Raw genomic sequence first — 15,220 nt, 5'->3', positions numbered from 1 at the left:
GGAATTGTGGTTGGGTAGTCGGAATCTTCTTGGATGGCGTGTGAATGCAGGGTGGGTTGCGACGTTTTGTCGCTCAGCGCAGGTAATATGCTCCTGTAAAGTGGCTTTTTAGCCGGGTCTTTCACTGAATTGCATGGCTTTTATAGTGAAAGACCCTGGTCCAGGCTTTTTATACTGCACGTCCCGCTGATCTTGCCCGGCAAGAAGGGCCCGTCCATGAGGCGGCCCCGGTTTCAACAAGGGCACAGGCTTACCGGCCTGGCCCCGGAAACTCGACGGACAATCCAATAACAAAATGAGGTTGTTTCCCTATGCCTGTCGGCAAACCACTGCCCCCTGGCGAGACCGCTCAAGGCGGCCCGCTCAAACGTGAACTGGGTGAACGGCATATCCGTTTGATGGCGCTCGGCGCCTGCATCGGTGTGGGCCTGTTCCTCGGTTCGGCCAAGGCCATCGAGATGGCCGGCCCGGCAATCATGCTCTCCTACATTATCGGTGGCCTGGCCATTCTGGTGATCATGCGCGCCCTTGGTGAGATGGCCGTGCACAACCCGGTAGCCGGCTCGTTCAGCCGTTATGCCCAGGATTACCTCGGCCCGTTGGCGGGCTTTCTCACAGGTTGGAACTATTGGTTCCTGTGGCTGGTGACCTGTGTCGCGGAAATCACCGCCGTGGCGGTGTACATGGGTGTCTGGTTCCCCGACACGCCGCGCTGGATCTGGGCCCTGGCGGCGCTGATCAGCATGGGCACGATCAACCTGATCGCCGTCAAAGCCTTTGGTGAGTTCGAGTTCTGGTTTGCGCTGATCAAGATCGTCACGATTATTGCCATGGTGATCGGCGGCGTCGGCATCATTGCATTCGGCTTCGGTAACGACGGTGTGGCCTTGGGTATTTCCAACCTGTGGGCTCACGGCGGCTTCATGCCCAATGGCGTGCAGGGCGTGTTGATGTCCTTGCAGATGGTGATGTTCGCCTACCTGGGCGTCGAGATGATCGGCCTGACCGCCGGTGAAGCACGCAACCCGCAGAAGACTATTCCTAGCGCCATCGGCTCGGTGTTCTGGCGCATCCTTTTGTTCTACGTCGGCGCGTTGTTTGTGATCCTGTCGATCTACCCGTGGAACGAAATCGGCACCCAGGGCAGCCCGTTCGTGATGACCTTTGAACGTTTGGGCATCAAGACCGCCGCAGGCATCATCAATTTCGTGGTGATCACCGCCGCGCTGTCGTCCTGCAACGGCGGCATCTTCAGCACCGGGCGCATGCTCTACAGCCTGGCGCAGAACGGCCAGGCGCCGGCGACTTTCGGCACCACCTCCAGCAATGGCGTACCGCGCAAGGCGCTGCTGCTGTCGATCTTTGCCTTGCTGCTGGGCGTGTTGCTCAACTACCTGGTACCTGACCAGGTGTTCGTATGGGTGACCTCCATCGCCACCTTCGGCGCAATCTGGACCTGGCTGATGATCCTGCTGGCCCAGCTCAAGTTCCGCAAAGGCCTGAGCCCGGCCGAAGCGGCGGGCCTCAAGTACCGCATGTGGCTGTACCCGGTCAGTTCCTACCTGGCGCTGGCGTTCCTGGTGCTGGTGGTGGGCCTGATGGCGTACTTCCCGGATACGCGGGTGGCGCTGTATGTGGGGCCTGCGTTCCTGGTGCTGCTGACCGTGCTGTATTACGTGTTCAAGTTGCAGCCGACCAATGCGGCGGCACGCTCCGTCGCCTGACGGCCTGGCGCACAACAAAAAGCCCCTTGATCGGGGCTTTTTGTTTTCAGGCGGCGGCCATGCGTGTCGATTGGTCCAGCCGTTTGTTGAACTCCAGCCAGGCGCCCAACATCGCCATCAAGCCAGCGCCCACAAGCGCGGTAAAAATTTGCATGGCAAAGGCATCGCCGGCCATGGCGTTGACCATGTCCGCCAACGGCGCCAACAACACGCCAAGGCAGAACACTTCCAGCGAAAAGCGGCCCATCCGGCAGGTCTGCTGTGCCAGCCAGTTTTGCGTCCAGGCACGCCCCGGCAACAGTTTGGCGGTGACATAGGCCAAGGCCAAAAAATGCAGCAGACGCACCGGCGACAGGTCGGTCTTGCTGATCGGGTACAACAGTTCGCTGAGCGCGTGCGGCATCAGTGCGTCATGCACCTCGGGCCAGCGCCAGCCGATCGTGATCACGCCGGCCATCAATGCATAGGTCGCGGCCATCATGAACAACGGCTGCCGCAGCAGTGGCCGATGCTCCTGCGCGCGGGGTTGTTGCCCATGAATCGCCGCCGCGCCGCCCAGCACGAACAGGAACTGCCAGGTAACCGGGTTGAAATACCACACCCCGTCGGCAATCGCTGCCAGGTTCCAACCCAGGTGTGGCGCCAGCAGGTACACCGCCATCGACCCCGCCACCACCCACCAGGTTTTGCGCAAGAGCAACGGCAACACCAGCGGCAGGCCGGCCAGCAGCACGATATACAAGGGCAACGGGTCCATCAGGTTGGGCTTGAAGCGCAGCAGCAATTCATCCACCAACGCTTGCTGTGGTTGGGTGACAAAGTGCGTCAGGCCCATCTCCTGCACCAGGTCGCGGGTTTCCACATGGCTGTTGGCGAAGAACACGATGCCCATCAGCATCGCCAGCAAGAAAATATGCACCACGTAAAGCACCCAGGTGCGCCGCAGGATCTTCAGGCAGGCCATCCAGTAGCCTTCGCGTTGCAAGACCTTGCCATAGGCCAGCACTGAGGCATAACCGGCAAGAAATACAAACACTTCAGCGGCATCGCTGAAACCGATATTACGCAGGGTGATCTGGCCGAGTGGGTTGTGGGGGACGTGATCCCAGAAAATGAAGATCAACGCCAAGCCCCGAAAAAAATCGATGCGCGGGTCGCGTCCGTTCAGCATGGCAGCGGGCTCTTGAACAGGGGTTTAAGTCATGACAGGCGAATGCGCGTGTTGTCACACGCCGCACGTCGGGCGCGCGCAGGTTGGCGGTATTTGTAAGCAATTGCAAAGGCTGGGTATTACTGAATGTCTCTATACATCGATGATGACCAACGTGCCCCGGCTGCCGGGGCTTACAGCATGGGGAGTGCCGGCTTCTACGAGGTACATCTGGCCGGCAGCAACGCGTATTTGCTCGGTGCCAATGCTCAGGCACAACTGGCCGCTGACTACCAATAACCCCTCGTTGTAATCATGGGTTTCCTCTTTATAAGCTTGGTCATCCATACGCAACACCTTGATCCGCGCTGGGCCGACCTGGCCCAGGCGTGCGGATTTCCAGCTGTCGGGCAGTTGCGCCGCAATGGCGCTGAAGTCGAGTAACGGCATGTGAAGCTCCTTGTTTCAACGATGCCGTCGGTGGTCCGGTTCAGCGGTCAAGAGTATTCGGATATTTATGCGGCAGCCACTTCCTGCGGCTCAAAACTGTCCGCCCGTGCCATTTGCCACATGCGCGAATAGAACTCGCCGTTCACCTCGCCGGTGAGCAACTCGCCAGGCTTGAGGAACACATGCAGCTGCGAGAACAGTTTGATCTCGGTTGCCGACATGCGCCGTACCAAATGCTTGGCCGACAACTGCGACGGATGATCCAGGCCGGCCGCAGCGAGCATTTCCGCCAAGGCGTGCAGCGTGTTGCGGTGGAAGTTGAACACGCGCTGGGCTTTGTCGGGCACCACCAGCGCACGCTGGCGCAGCGGGTCTTGGGTGGCGACGCCCGTCGGGCATTTGTTGGTGTGGCAGCTTTGCGACTGGATGCAGCCGATGGCGAACATAAAGCCGCGCGCCGAGTTGGCCCAGTCGGCGCCGATGGCCAGCACGCTGGCGATATCGAAGGCGCTGACGATTTTGCCGCTGGCGCCCAGCTTGATCTTGTCGCGCAGGTTCAGGCCCACCAGGGTGTTGTGCACAAACAGCAGGCCTTCACGCAGCGGCACGCCGATATGGTCGGTGAACTCCACCGGCGCGGCGCCGGTGCCGCCTTCCTTACCGTCGACCACGATAAAGTCCGGGAGGATGCCGGTCTCGAGCATGGCCTTGGCGATGCCCATGAACTCCCACGGGTGGCCGAGGCAGAACTTGAAACCCACCGGTTTTCCGCCGGACAGTTCACGCAATTGCGCGATGAACTGCATCATCTCGATCGGTGTGGAAAACGCGCTGTGGCGCGATGGCGAGATGCAGTCTTCGCCCATCATGATGCCGCGCGTCTCAGCAATTTCCTGGGTGACTTTGTGCTTGGGCAGAATCCCGCCATGGCCGGGTTTGGCACCCTGGCTCATTTTGATTTCGATCATGCGCACTTGCGGGTTCTGCGCCTGCACGGCAAAACGTTCCGGGTCGAAACGGCCGTCGCTGGTGCGGCAGCCGAAGTAACCGCTGCCCAGTTCCCAAGTCAGGTCGCCGCCGTTTTCACGGTGGTAGGGGCTGATGCTGCCTTCGCCGGTGTCATGGGCAAAGTTGCCGAGCTTGGCGCCTTGGTTCAACGCGCGAATCGCATTGGCGCTCAGCGAGCCGAAGCTCATCGCCGAGATGTTGAAGACCGAGGCCGAGTAAGGTTGCGTGCACTGCGGGCCGCCGACCATCACGCGAAAGGCGCTGGGGTCGCTGAGCGGCGCCGGACGCATGGAGTGGCCGATAAACTCGAAGCCCGACTGGTACACGTCGATCAGGGTACCGAACGGCTTGTCGGCGGTTTCGTTTTTGGCGCGCGAGTAAACCAGCGAGCGCTGAGCCCGGGAGAAGGGCAGGGCGTCGCTGTCGGATTCGAGCAGATACTGGCGGATCTCCGGGCGAATGGCTTCCACCAGGTAACGGATATTACCCAGGATCGGGTAGTTGCGGCGCACCGCGTGGGGGCTTTGCAGCAGGTCGAAAACGCCGATCAGGCTGAGGATGCCGGTGACCACGGTGATAGGCCACAGCCACTCATGTTCGATAAACGGAAGGCTGGCGAGGGTGAAAATGACGCACACGGCAAAGAAGGCGTAACGGCTTAGCAACGACAGGCTCATACGGTTTTTCCTCAGGTTCAACTCTACAGGTCGATCGGGCATTCTGCGCCTGTACGGAAACCATAGACAACCTGTGGGAATAATCAGTTTGGCTGCACCTGTGGGACAGACTGGCCCGGAATAGACAACTGGCGGCTATCGGTGACCTCGAATTGCGCCTGTTGGGTGGCGGTCGAGTCGGCCCCGACGAAGACGGTAAAGGTGCCCGCTTCGACCACTGGCGAGAGGTTCATATCCAGCAAGGCGAAGTCCTCTTGATCGAGGGTGAAAGTCACGCTCTGCGCCTCGCCGGGGGCCAGGTGCACTTTGCGAAACCCGCGCAGCTGTCGGACCGGGCGGGTCACACTGGCGACGTCATCGCGCAGGTACAACTGGACGATTTCATCGCCGGCACGCTTGCCGGTGTTGGTGACGGTGACCTCGACGGTCAGGGTTTGGGTGGACGCAAGCCGGGTGCTACTCAGTTTGGGCGTTGAGTAGCTGAACGTCGTGTAGCTCAAGCCGAAGCCAAATGGATAGGCTGGCGTGTCATTGATGTCCATGTAGTTGGAGCGATAGCCGGACGGCGAACCGTCGATATTGCTGTTGGGGCGGCCAGTATTTTTGTGTGCGTAGTAAAGGGGGACCTGCCCGATGCTGCGTGGGAAGGTGATCGGCAATTTGCCGCTGGGGTTGACATCGCCAAACAACACATCCGCCACGGCATGCCCCATTTCGCTGCCGAGAAACCAGGTTTCAAGCAATGCAGGCGCCTGTTGAAGGGGCTGCGTGAACACCAATGGGCGGCCGTTCATCAGGATGACTACCACGGGTCTTCCGGTGTCCAGAAGCGCGCGCAATAGCGCATCCTGGCCGCCGGGCAAGCCAAGTTCGGCGCGGCTCTGACCTTCGCCGCTGTACTCGGCATTTTCGCCCAGTACGGCGACCACTACGTCGACGTCGCGGGCGGCTTTTTCGGCGGCTGCGATACCTTGGGTGTCGGCGCTGCTGGGGGAGGCGCCGGGGAGGTAGGTTACGTCGGTGTCGGTGGAGACGGCGTTCTGTATGCCTTGCAGGACTGTTACCGCGCCGATGGGGGTGCCTGGCCAGGACGCCGGGCCGAGCGTGGCGGCGGCATCTTTGGCCAGGCTGCCGACCACCAGCAACCGGCGCAGTTTCTTTGACAGAGGCAGTAATTGACCGCTGTTTTTCAACAATACGATAGACTTTTGCCCCGCCTCACGGGCCAAAGCACGATGCTGCGGTATATTCGCGCTATTGGCTTCGCGGATCGGGTCACTGTAGCGGTATGGGTCTTCAAACAGTCCCAGGCGCTGCTTGGCCTTGAGTACGCGGCGCACGGCTTCATCCACGTCTGCCATTGAAACCTGGCCGTTGCGTAGGAGCGTCGGCAGGTGTTGCCGGTAAGTCTGGCTGGCCATTTCAATATTGATGCCAGCGTTAAAGCTTAACCATGCCGCATCCGATGGGGTGCGGGCGATGCCGTGCTGAATCAGTTCCTCTACGGCGGAGTAATCGCTGACGATAATACCGGTGAAGCCCAACTTCTGACGCAACAGCCCTGTCAGTAGGGCCTTGTTGCTGTTCATGGGCGTGGCGGCGACCTCGTTGAAGGCGGGCATGATTGCGTCAACGCCCGCGGCTACGGCCGCCTGGAAAGGGGGCAGGTAGACCTCCATCAAGGTTCGTTCCGACAGATCGGCGACGTTGTAATCCCGCCCGCCCTCGCCAGCCCCATAGGCAACAAAGTGTTTAGCGGTAGCCATCATGTACGAGTTGTCAGGCGGGCCTGAACCGTGAAAGCCGCGCACTCGCGCAGCCGCCAGGATCGAGCCGAGAAACGGGTCCTCACCAGCACCCTCCACCACGCGTCCCCAACGTGGGTCACGCGCTATGTCGACTACGGGAGCGTAGGTCCAGTGCACACCGCTGGCGGTGGCTTCAACAGCTAACGCGCGGGCACTTCGTTGCGTCAGTTGAGCGTCCCAGGCCGCAGCCTCCGCCAGGGGCACCGGGAACACGGTGCGAAAGCCATGAATGACATCGAGGGTAAACAACAGCGGTATATGTAAGCGCGAACCTTGTACCGCCTGTTTTTGCAGCTGGCGAGTCAGGTCGGCACCGTAGGCTCCGATGACAGAACCGACGGTTATCGTTGGCCGTTCTTCCAAGCCGTTTTGATCAACGACAGTGCCGGTCGGTGTTTCCTTGATGCCGAGCAGGCTGAGTTGGGCGACTTTTTCCTCCGGCGTCATTTGCGCCAGCAGGCGTTCGACAACATCATCCTGGGCGGTTGCTGCCAAGGCCAAAAAGCTCAGTAATAGCATCAAGAGGCGAGTAGACATGGGTATCAACGCTGGCCGAAATATGCACATAAGTGTTCAGCGCGCAGGCAAACCCAGCTACTGTCAGAAGTAACAGTTCATCAACGGTTTCAGACAAACGGTCAGGCGTTTTGCGCCTGAAGAAAGATCGAGAACAGCTCCGACTGGGATTTGATCCCTAGCTTGCTGTACATGTGTTTCTTATGGACTTTCACGGTTTCAACAGAGATTTCCAGCTTACGGGCGATCTCCTTGCTGGAGCAACCGCTGAGCATCAAACGGCCTACATCCAGCTCACGGGCGGTGAGTTGTGCGCCCCAGCCATCATTTTGAATCGGCGGTTGCGGCGCGCTCACCTGGTTCAGTTCATGGGGCAGGCGCTGGCGCAGCAGGCTCAACACCCACGGCTGGATCAGTGACAGCAGGGCAATTTGCTGTGGGTCAAAACGCTGTTTCGAACCCAGCGACAGGCACAGGGTGCGCCCGTCCGGCAGGTGGCAATTGAACTGGATTTCATCGGCCACCACGTTCAGGCGAAAGTAGCGCTGGTAGTACTCGGTCAGCTCGAAATGCTCCGGCGCCACGTCCGCCAGGCGCAACAGGCCGGTGCGCGCGTGTTCGCGGCTGGCGATGTAGAACGGGTCGAGCAGGTACAGGCCGTTGAGGTAGTCCTGGAACAGAGGGTCCGGCGTGCCATCGGCGCCCGGGGATTCGGCGAACACCAGCGGGCGGTGCTGACTGCTGAACAGCAAGGCCACCCAACTGTCGGACGGCACGTATTGGTCCAACAGCCGCACAAGCTGGGTCCAGAAATTGGGCTGGTCCAGGGCGTCTATCATTTGCCCCACCGAACGGTGCCAGGCGATGTCTTGCAGCGTCATGCTCATCAATCTACCCCTATCGGGTTACCTCGGCCGCGTAATTCCCTGGCCGGTGTTGGCTGCGCATACTGCGACACGGATAAAGAACAAGGAATACCCATGAAGGTCGAATTTGCCCAATTGGCAGGCCGCGATAACGGTACAGCTTACAACCTTGAGCGCGCCTTGGCGGCCATAGCTGCGTGCGCCGCCGACACGCAACTGATCGTCTTCCCGGAAACCCACCTGATGGGCTTCCCGTCGGCCGAGACCGTCGCCACTATCGCCGAGCCGGTAGACGGCCCCACCGTACAAGCGGTTATCCAGGCGGCCCGTGCGCGCAATATCGCCGTGGTCATCGGCATGGCCGAACACGACGGTGGCCAGTTCTATAACACCACCTTGCTGATCACGCCCGAGGGCATCGCCCTGCGTTATCGCAAGACGCATCTGTGGGCTTCGGATCGCGGCGTGTTCACCGCTGGTGATCGTTACGCCACATGCCTGTGGAACGGCGTGCGCGTCGGCCTGCTGATTTGCTACGACATCGAGTTCCCGGAAACCTCCCGCGCCCTGGCGCAACTGGGTGCCGAGCTGCTGATCGTCACCAACGGCAACATGGACCCTTACGGCCCCACGCACCGCACCGCGATCATGGCCCGCGCCCAGGAAAACCAGGCGTTTGCGCTGATGGTCAACCGGGTCGAAGAGGGCGACGACGACCTGTTGTTCGCCGGTGGCAGCGCCCTGGTGGACCCGATCGGCACCTTGCTGTTTGAAGCGGGGCGTGAGGAAGGGCAATTCACCGTCGAGCTGGATCTCGACCAATTGGTGGCGGCTCGCAAGGACTACCGCTACCTGGATGACCAGCGCTTGAAATTGCCCGGCGAGGTGATTGAGCGCAGCGATGGGACGCGCGAATTGCTGATCCCCCACGTTTAAGACTGGCCCCTAGTGGCGAGGGAGCTTGCTCCCGCTGGGCTGCGCAGCGGCCCCAAAATCTTAGGGCCGCTACGCGCCCCAGCGGGAGCAAGCTCCCTCGCCACAAAAGCGACATCAATCATAAAAATAGTTTGCGCTTCACCGACTTCAGTTCTGCCATAAATCTAATAAATCAGCGGAGAATCGCTCATGGCTCGTTTGCAACGCACCCTGTCGTTAGGGTCGGTGGTGCTGTTTGGCATCGCCTATATGACGCCGATCATTGTGCTCGGCACCTTCGGCATCCTCGCGCAATCCACCGGCGGTATGGTCCCGGCCGCGTACCTGGCGGCCCTGGTGGCGATGTTCTTTACCGCCATGAGCTACGGGCGCATGGCCTCGGCATTCCCGGTGGCCGGTTCCGCCTACAGCTATGTGCGCAAGGCCATCAGCCCCAAGCTGGGCTTTATCGCCGGTTGGGCGGTGTTGCTCGACTACCTGTTCCTGCCCATGGCCATCTGGCTGATCGGCGCTGCGTACCTGCATTCGGCGTTCCCGGCGGTGCCGCAGTGGGTGTGGGTGCTGGCCTTTATCGGTATCACCACGGCAATCAATATCATCGGGTTGAAGCTCGCCAACGGCATCAACGCGCTGCTGATGCTGGTGCAATTTCTGGTGCTGATCGCGTTTGTCGCGCTGTGCATCCACTACATCGGCGGTGACGCGAGCAAGCCGCTATGGACCATCGCCCCGTTCTTCAACGGCCAGATGCACATGCCGCTGATCATGAGCGGCGCGGCCATCGCCTGCTATTCGTTCCTGGGCTTTGATGCGGTCAGTACCCTCACCGAAGAAACCCGCGACCCGCGCCGTACCATCCCACGGGCAATCATGCTCATAACCCTGATCGGCGGCCTGATCTTCGTCGGCGTGTCGTACTTCGTGCAGATCGCCCACCCGTCGTTCGAATTCGCCGATGTGGATTCGGCGGCCTACGAGATTGCCCGCAACGTGGGCGGCGACCTGTTTGTGTCGATCTTCCTGATCGGCCTGATCGTCGGCCAGTTCGCCTCGGGGCTGTCGGCCCAGGCCAGCGGTTCGCGGCTGTTGTTTGCCATGGGCCGTGACGGTGTGTTGCCCAAGTCGTTCTTCGGCACCTTGCATGCGCGCTTCGGCACGCCGGTCAACAGCATCCTGTTGTGTGCGGTGGTGGCCTTGCTGGCGTTGAAGCTCGACGTGACCACCTCAACTTCGTTCATCAACTTCGGTGCGTTCCTGGCGTTCAGCCTGGTGAACCTGTCGGTGATCTTTCACTACTGGATCGGCGCCAAACAGCGCGGTGTGCGTGAGGTGATCCTGTTCCTGGTATTCCCGACCATCGGCTTGCTCGCGGACGTGTGGCTGATGGTCAGCCTCGATCACCTGGCGATTTACCTGGGCGCGGTGTGGTTGGCGATTGGCCTGGTGTACCTGGGCTTTCTAACGCGCGGTTTCTCGAAACAACCCCCGGAAATGGACTTCCAGGAAGCGGCATAGAAGCAGTCGGCCTATTCTTATTGAAATCGGTTCTCGTTTGAGTGCATGATTAGTGTTACTGTATAACACTTGAATTGCACCCAGACGCCCCGGAGGCCTTATGAAAGCTGGTATCCATCCCGACTACCGCACTGTGCTGTTCCACGACACCGCCGCCGACGTGTTCTTCCTGATCGGCTCCACCGCCGACAGCGACCGCACCCATACACACAGTGACGGCAACACTTACCCGTATATCCCGCTTGATGTGTCCAGCGCCTCGCACCCGATCTACACCGGCCAGCAGCGAAAGACCCAGGTCGAAGGCCGGATCGCCGGGTTCAACAAGCGTTTCGCTTCGTTTGGGTCCAGCCCAAAAAAGGCGGATGCATAACCCCGACTCGGCGGCGTGCCCTACGCCGCCGTTTGCCGAATCGGCAGCACCACCCGAAAGGTTGTGCCCTTGCCCAACTCACTGCTGACCGAGATTGAGCCCCGGTGTTTCTTGACGATGCCGTAGGAGAGTGACAACCCCAGGCCAGTGCCTTCGCCGACGGGTTTGGTGGTGAAGAAGGGGTCGAAAATCTTCTGCACGGTTTCCGGCGCAATGCCACAGCCGTCGTCCGCCACTTCCAGCCAGATGTTCTCACCTTCCACGCCGTTGCTGATGGTAATGGTGCCGCGTTCCGGGCCCATGGCTTGTGCGGCATTGATTACCAGATTCATCACCACTTGATTGAGCTGCGACGCCAGGCACTCTATGTCCGGCAGCGGCATGTAGTGCTTGACCACATCAGCCCTGTACTTCAGTTCGCTGGCGACGATGTTCAGCGTCGAATCAATGCCTTGTTGCAGGTTGGTGAATTGCCAGGTCTGGTCGTTGTCCACCCGCGAAAAATTTTTCAGGTCTTTGACGATTTGCACCACGCGGCCAATGCCATCCTTGGATTCGCGGATCAGGATCGGGATGTCCTCCTTGAGAAAGTCCAGCTCCAACGTCGTGCGCAAAGCCTTTAGCTGGTCGCGCTGTGGTTGCGAAGCGATTATTTCCTCGCTGTGTCGATAAGCTTCAAGCATCTGTTGCAGCTGGTTGAAGTAGCCATCGAGGGTGCTGAGGTTGGACGAAATGAAGCCTACCGGGTTGTTGATCTCATGGGCGACACCGGCGGCAAGCTGACCCAGCGACGCGAGCTTTTCCGACTGCACCAGCTGGCTTTCCAAGTGCTTGCGCTCGTCGATTTCCAGTTGCAGCGCCTGGGTACGTTGTTCCACCAGCTGTTCCAGGTGGGAGGTTTGCAAGGCGGCGCGACGGGCCATGTCCCACTTGTTGGCCAAGGTGTTGGCCATTTGCTGGACCTCAATGTTGTCGAAGGGTTTTTTCAGGATCAGCAAGCGGTCATGGGCGTGCAGGCGAAAGAGCAGGTCCTCCCAGGAGTAATCCGAGTACGCGGTGCACACCACCACTTGCAGGTCGGGGTCGACCTTCCACAATGCCTCGATGGTCTTCGCGCCGTCCCAGCCCTGGGGCATGCGCATGTCCACAAAAGCCAGCGCATAGGGCCGTTGTTCTGCCATGGCCGTGGTCAGCAAGCCCAGGCCTTCTTCGCCGCCGTACGCCGAATGCAGGTCAAATACCTGAGCCTGAGGCGTGGCGGCGGCGCCGAACAGCGCTGATTCCAGGTCGTCCAGTGCAGGGGTGGCGGCCACGCTCGGCATCAGAATCTTGCGAAAGTCTTCATGAATTGACGGTGTGTCATCAATCAACAGAATGCGCCGGTTGGGAGTCTGGTTCATGGGGCAGTTCCGGCAAGGGTAAGAGGAATCGTCAAGGTAAACACTGCGCCAAGGCCTGGCCCATCGCTGTGGGCGCTGAGTTGGCCGTGCATTTCCACGGCGGCCAGGGCGCAGCTGTGCAGGCCGAAGCCGTGGCCTTCTTTGCGCGTGGTGAAGCCGTGGGTGAATATCCGGGTCATGTTCTCGGCGGGTATGCCCTCGCCATCGTCCCTTACACTGATTTTCAGCGTCTCTTCAGCCGCCGGTTGCACGGTCAGGGTCATTTGCCGTGGCCGGTCACTGAGGTTGGACATGGCGTACTTGGCGTTGCTGATCAGGTTGACCATGATCAGCAACAGCCGGTGTTTGTCGCCCAGAATCTCCGGTACTTGCGCGTACTCCTTGACCACCGTGACGTGATGACGGCTCAAAGCGCCGGCGTTCATGCGCAGGGCGTCTTCCATCAACGCGCTGATGTTGACGGGTTCGAGCAGTGTGGAGGCGCCGGCATAGGATTGCTGGGTCGAGACGATGTCCTTGATGTGGTCAACGCTTTTGCTCAGTTGCGTCAGTTCCTCGCTCATGTCTTGCTGTTCGACTGCAATCGCTTCGACCAATTGGTTCAGGTAGCCCGGCAGCAACTTGCCCTTTTCATCCTCGCTGAGGAAGGTGCCCAGGTCGCCCTGATGCGCGTTGATCAATTGCATGGCTTTGCCCAGGCCCTGGGCCTTGCTGTTGCGCAATTTACGCCCCACCAGGTCGGCGGAAATGTTCACACTGTTGAGCACGTTGCCGACGTTGTGCAGCACGTTCGTGGCGATTTCCGCCATGCCCGCCTGGCGGGCGCTGTCCATCAGCTCGCTCTGGGCGTCCTTGAGCTGTTGCGTGCGCCGCTCCACCCTTTGTTCCAGGGTTTCGTTGGCGGCCTGCAAGGCACGATTGATCCGGTTGATCTCGGCGAAACTGCGCAACAGGCGTACCGCCAGGTACAGCAGCAACACCACCAGCAAGGTTGAGAAAATCAACAGGTAGCGGTGGTATTGATGATCAATGAGGTCGGCCGCCTGCTGGTCCTGGTTGAGGTGGGTGGTCAAGTCATCCAGGCGCTCGGCCACGGGCACTGCGGCAATTCGTTCGAGGAGGCTGTTGACCACCGGTTGCTCGCGCAGGATCAGCGAAATGTGGTTGCTGAGGATCTCGACCGGGGCCTGGAACTCAATGGGCAGGCGTTCCTTGTTAATTTCCAGTTTGCCCAGGCCCACCAGAATATCGGCGGCGCGGTCGTCGCTGGTGACCTGGGCGAACTCCAGGCTGCTGAGCAGCAGGTCGTAGGTGTCGGTGGCCACGCTTTGCAGTTGCAGCCGCCCTCCATCGTCAACACGATTGAACTGGGCCTGGATATCGTCTTCAGCGGTCGGCAGAAACGCCAGCGAGTTGCGCAGCACCGCATTGTGGGATTTGAACCGGTCTACCAGCCGCGCCTTTTCCTGGATGGCGGTTTCATACGCTAGCTGGATGGTGCGCCAACGGGGCAGGTCGACGCTGTTGTGGTAGGTGCTGCGGCTGCTAAGTTCGGCCCATATACGCGTCATTTCGGTGAGCGGTGTCACCAGCGGATCGTAGTTGTGGGTAATCGCAATCCGGGCCTTGAGCACTTCGCTGTCCCATTGTGCGTTGAGTTGCTGGAGCTGGCGGATCAGGTCCCGTGACTGGGTGTAGCTGGCTGTTTGGTCGCGGGAGGACATGAGGTACAAAAAGACCAGGGTCGAGGCCAGCAGCAGGGTCATCAACCCCAGCAACAGCTGACTGATACGACGGCGGGAAAGGCTCGGCAGTCGGCTCATAACGGCTTGCCCGCCCATTGGCCAGTCAGGGTCTTGAGAAACAGGATGATCAGGTCCTTGTCTTCCTGGGTCGGAGTGCGCCCCAGCTGATACTTGAACATCACGTCCACAGCCTCTTCCAGGCTCTTGGCCGAAGCGTCGTGAAAGTAGGGAGCGGTGACCGCCACATTACGCAGGCTGGGCACCTTGAACACATAGCGGTCCTCTTCATCCTTGGTCAACAGGTAACGCCCCAGGTCCGACTCGACCGGGTTGCCGCGGTCCTTGAAGTAGTCAGCCATCACGCCGAATTTTTGAAACATGTTGCCGCCGATGTTCACACCCTGGTGGCAGGCGATACAGCCGTAATCTTTGAAACGCTGGTAGCCGTACTTTTCCTTGAGGGTCAGGATCTCCGTATTGCCCTTCAAGTATTGGTCAAACCGTGAGTCGGGCGTGAGCAGCGTGCGCTCATAGGTGGCCAGGGCGTTTTGCACATTGGCTGCGGTGACCCCATCGGGATAGGTTTGCTGGAATGCGCTCTGGTAGGCGGGCACGGCGGCGAGGTTCTGCACCACGGTTTTCCAGTCGCTGCCCATTTCTGCCGTGCTGGTGACCACGTGTTCGACTTGCGCCTCCAGCGTGTCGACACGACCATTCCAGAACTGTTTGAAATTCAGGCTGGCGTTGAACACCGATGGGGTGTTGACCTCTACCGGTTTGCCGTCAAAACCGATCGAAAACGGCTTGTCGTCGGCGCCGCCGGACTCCAGGCGATGGCAACTGGCGCAGGACAGGGTGTTGTTGGCTGACAGGCTTGGCTCATTGAACAGTTGCCGGCCCAGTTCGACTTTGGCCGGGTCCAGCGTCGGCACGCCCGGCAAGGGTTTGAGTGCCTCGTCCAGCGGTGCGGCTGCCAGTGGCAGACTCGCGCCTAACCATAAGGTGAAAATGAGCCCTTGGGTTGATACTTCGCTCAAGCGAGCACTCCTTGC

General features: G+C 60.0%; 12 protein-coding genes. 4 read left to right on the top strand and 8 right to left on the bottom strand.

Going from position 1 to position 15,220, the window contains the following annotated elements:
- Positions 1-311 precede the first annotated feature (311 nt).
- Complete coding sequence (locus GIW28_RS21940) at positions 312-1,724, top strand: amino acid permease (RefSeq protein WP_099548500.1); 1,413 nt, start codon at positions 312-314, stop codon at positions 1,722-1,724.
- Between the two features lie 46 nt (positions 1,725-1,770).
- Here GIW28_RS21940 and GIW28_RS21935 read toward each other — a convergent pair whose 3' ends face one another.
- The 5 genes from GIW28_RS21935 to GIW28_RS21915 all read right to left on the bottom strand — a co-directional run bounded on the left by GIW28_RS21935 (position 1,771) and on the right by GIW28_RS21915 (position 8,220).
- Positions 1,771-2,895 carry an OpgC family protein gene (locus tag GIW28_RS21935; protein WP_186616791.1) on the bottom strand — a complete coding sequence of 375 codons (1,125 nt, stop codon included), beginning with the start codon at positions 2,893-2,895 and terminating at the stop codon, positions 1,771-1,773.
- Between the two features lie 132 nt (positions 2,896-3,027).
- Positions 3,028-3,324, bottom strand: a complete 297-nt coding sequence (locus GIW28_RS21930) for a cupin domain-containing protein (protein WP_099548502.1) — start codon at positions 3,322-3,324, stop codon at positions 3,028-3,030.
- Positions 3,325-3,389: 65 nt separating this feature from the next.
- On the bottom strand, positions 3,390-5,009 hold the full coding sequence (locus tag GIW28_RS21925; RefSeq protein WP_169985314.1) for an FMN-binding glutamate synthase family protein: 1,620 nt from the start codon (positions 5,007-5,009) through the stop codon (positions 3,390-3,392).
- Between the two features lie 83 nt (positions 5,010-5,092).
- Positions 5,093-7,354, bottom strand: a complete 2,262-nt coding sequence (locus GIW28_RS21920) for a glycoside hydrolase family 3 N-terminal domain-containing protein (protein ID WP_236447304.1) — start codon at positions 7,352-7,354, stop codon at positions 5,093-5,095.
- 101 nt (positions 7,355-7,455) lie between these two features.
- Positions 7,456-8,220 (bottom strand): helix-turn-helix transcriptional regulator, encoded by a 765-nt coding sequence (locus tag GIW28_RS21915; protein WP_099548505.1) that lies wholly within the window; start codon positions 8,218-8,220, stop codon positions 7,456-7,458.
- A gap of 93 nt (positions 8,221-8,313) precedes the next feature.
- Here GIW28_RS21915 and GIW28_RS21910 point away from each other — a divergent pair, with 93 nt between their 5' ends.
- The 3 genes from GIW28_RS21910 to GIW28_RS21900 all read left to right on the top strand — a co-directional run bounded on the left by GIW28_RS21910 (position 8,314) and on the right by GIW28_RS21900 (position 11,023).
- Positions 8,314-9,135, top strand: a complete 822-nt coding sequence (locus GIW28_RS21910) for a carbon-nitrogen hydrolase family protein (protein ID WP_236447305.1) — start codon at positions 8,314-8,316, stop codon at positions 9,133-9,135.
- A 189-nt stretch (positions 9,136-9,324) separates the two neighbouring features.
- The gene (locus GIW28_RS21905) at positions 9,325-10,650 is read left to right on the top strand and encodes an APC family permease (RefSeq protein ID WP_236447469.1); all 1,326 of its coding nucleotides are present in this window, start codon (positions 9,325-9,327) and stop codon (positions 10,648-10,650) included.
- Positions 10,651-10,750: 100 nt separating this feature from the next.
- A complete protein-coding gene (locus GIW28_RS21900) occupies positions 10,751-11,023 on the top strand; it encodes a type B 50S ribosomal protein L31 (protein WP_017135901.1) in 273 nt (90 codons plus the stop codon).
- Positions 11,024-11,043: 20 nt separating this feature from the next.
- On the opposite strand, the gene GIW28_RS21895 is transcribed toward GIW28_RS21900, so the two are convergent.
- Genes GIW28_RS21895 through GIW28_RS21885 form a run of 3 tightly spaced genes read right to left on the bottom strand, consistent with a single transcriptional unit; the run spans position 11,044 to position 15,205 of the window.
- Positions 11,044-12,423 (bottom strand): ATP-binding protein, encoded by a 1,380-nt coding sequence (locus tag GIW28_RS21895; RefSeq protein WP_236447470.1) that lies wholly within the window; start codon positions 12,421-12,423, stop codon positions 11,044-11,046.
- The gene (locus tag GIW28_RS21890; protein WP_032865483.1) at positions 12,420-14,246 is read right to left on the bottom strand and encodes a DAHL domain-containing protein; all 1,827 of its coding nucleotides are present in this window, start codon (positions 14,244-14,246) and stop codon (positions 12,420-12,422) included. The genes GIW28_RS21895 and GIW28_RS21890 overlap by 4 nt, the downstream gene beginning before the upstream one ends.
- Entirely contained in the window at positions 14,243-15,205 is a 963-nt protein-coding gene (locus tag GIW28_RS21885) for a cytochrome-c peroxidase (RefSeq protein WP_017135904.1), read from the bottom strand. The genes GIW28_RS21890 and GIW28_RS21885 overlap by 4 nt, the downstream gene beginning before the upstream one ends.
- Positions 15,206-15,220 lie beyond the last annotated feature (15 nt).

It is taken from the genome of Pseudomonas sp. PA-5-4B (genome assembly GCF_021606215.1).
In the GTDB taxonomy this organism is placed as follows: Bacteria; Pseudomonadota; Gammaproteobacteria; order Pseudomonadales; family Pseudomonadaceae; genus Aquipseudomonas; species Aquipseudomonas edaphica.
The sequence above is the reverse complement of the archived record's forward strand: the minus strand, read 5'-3'. Positions and strand labels throughout refer to the sequence as shown.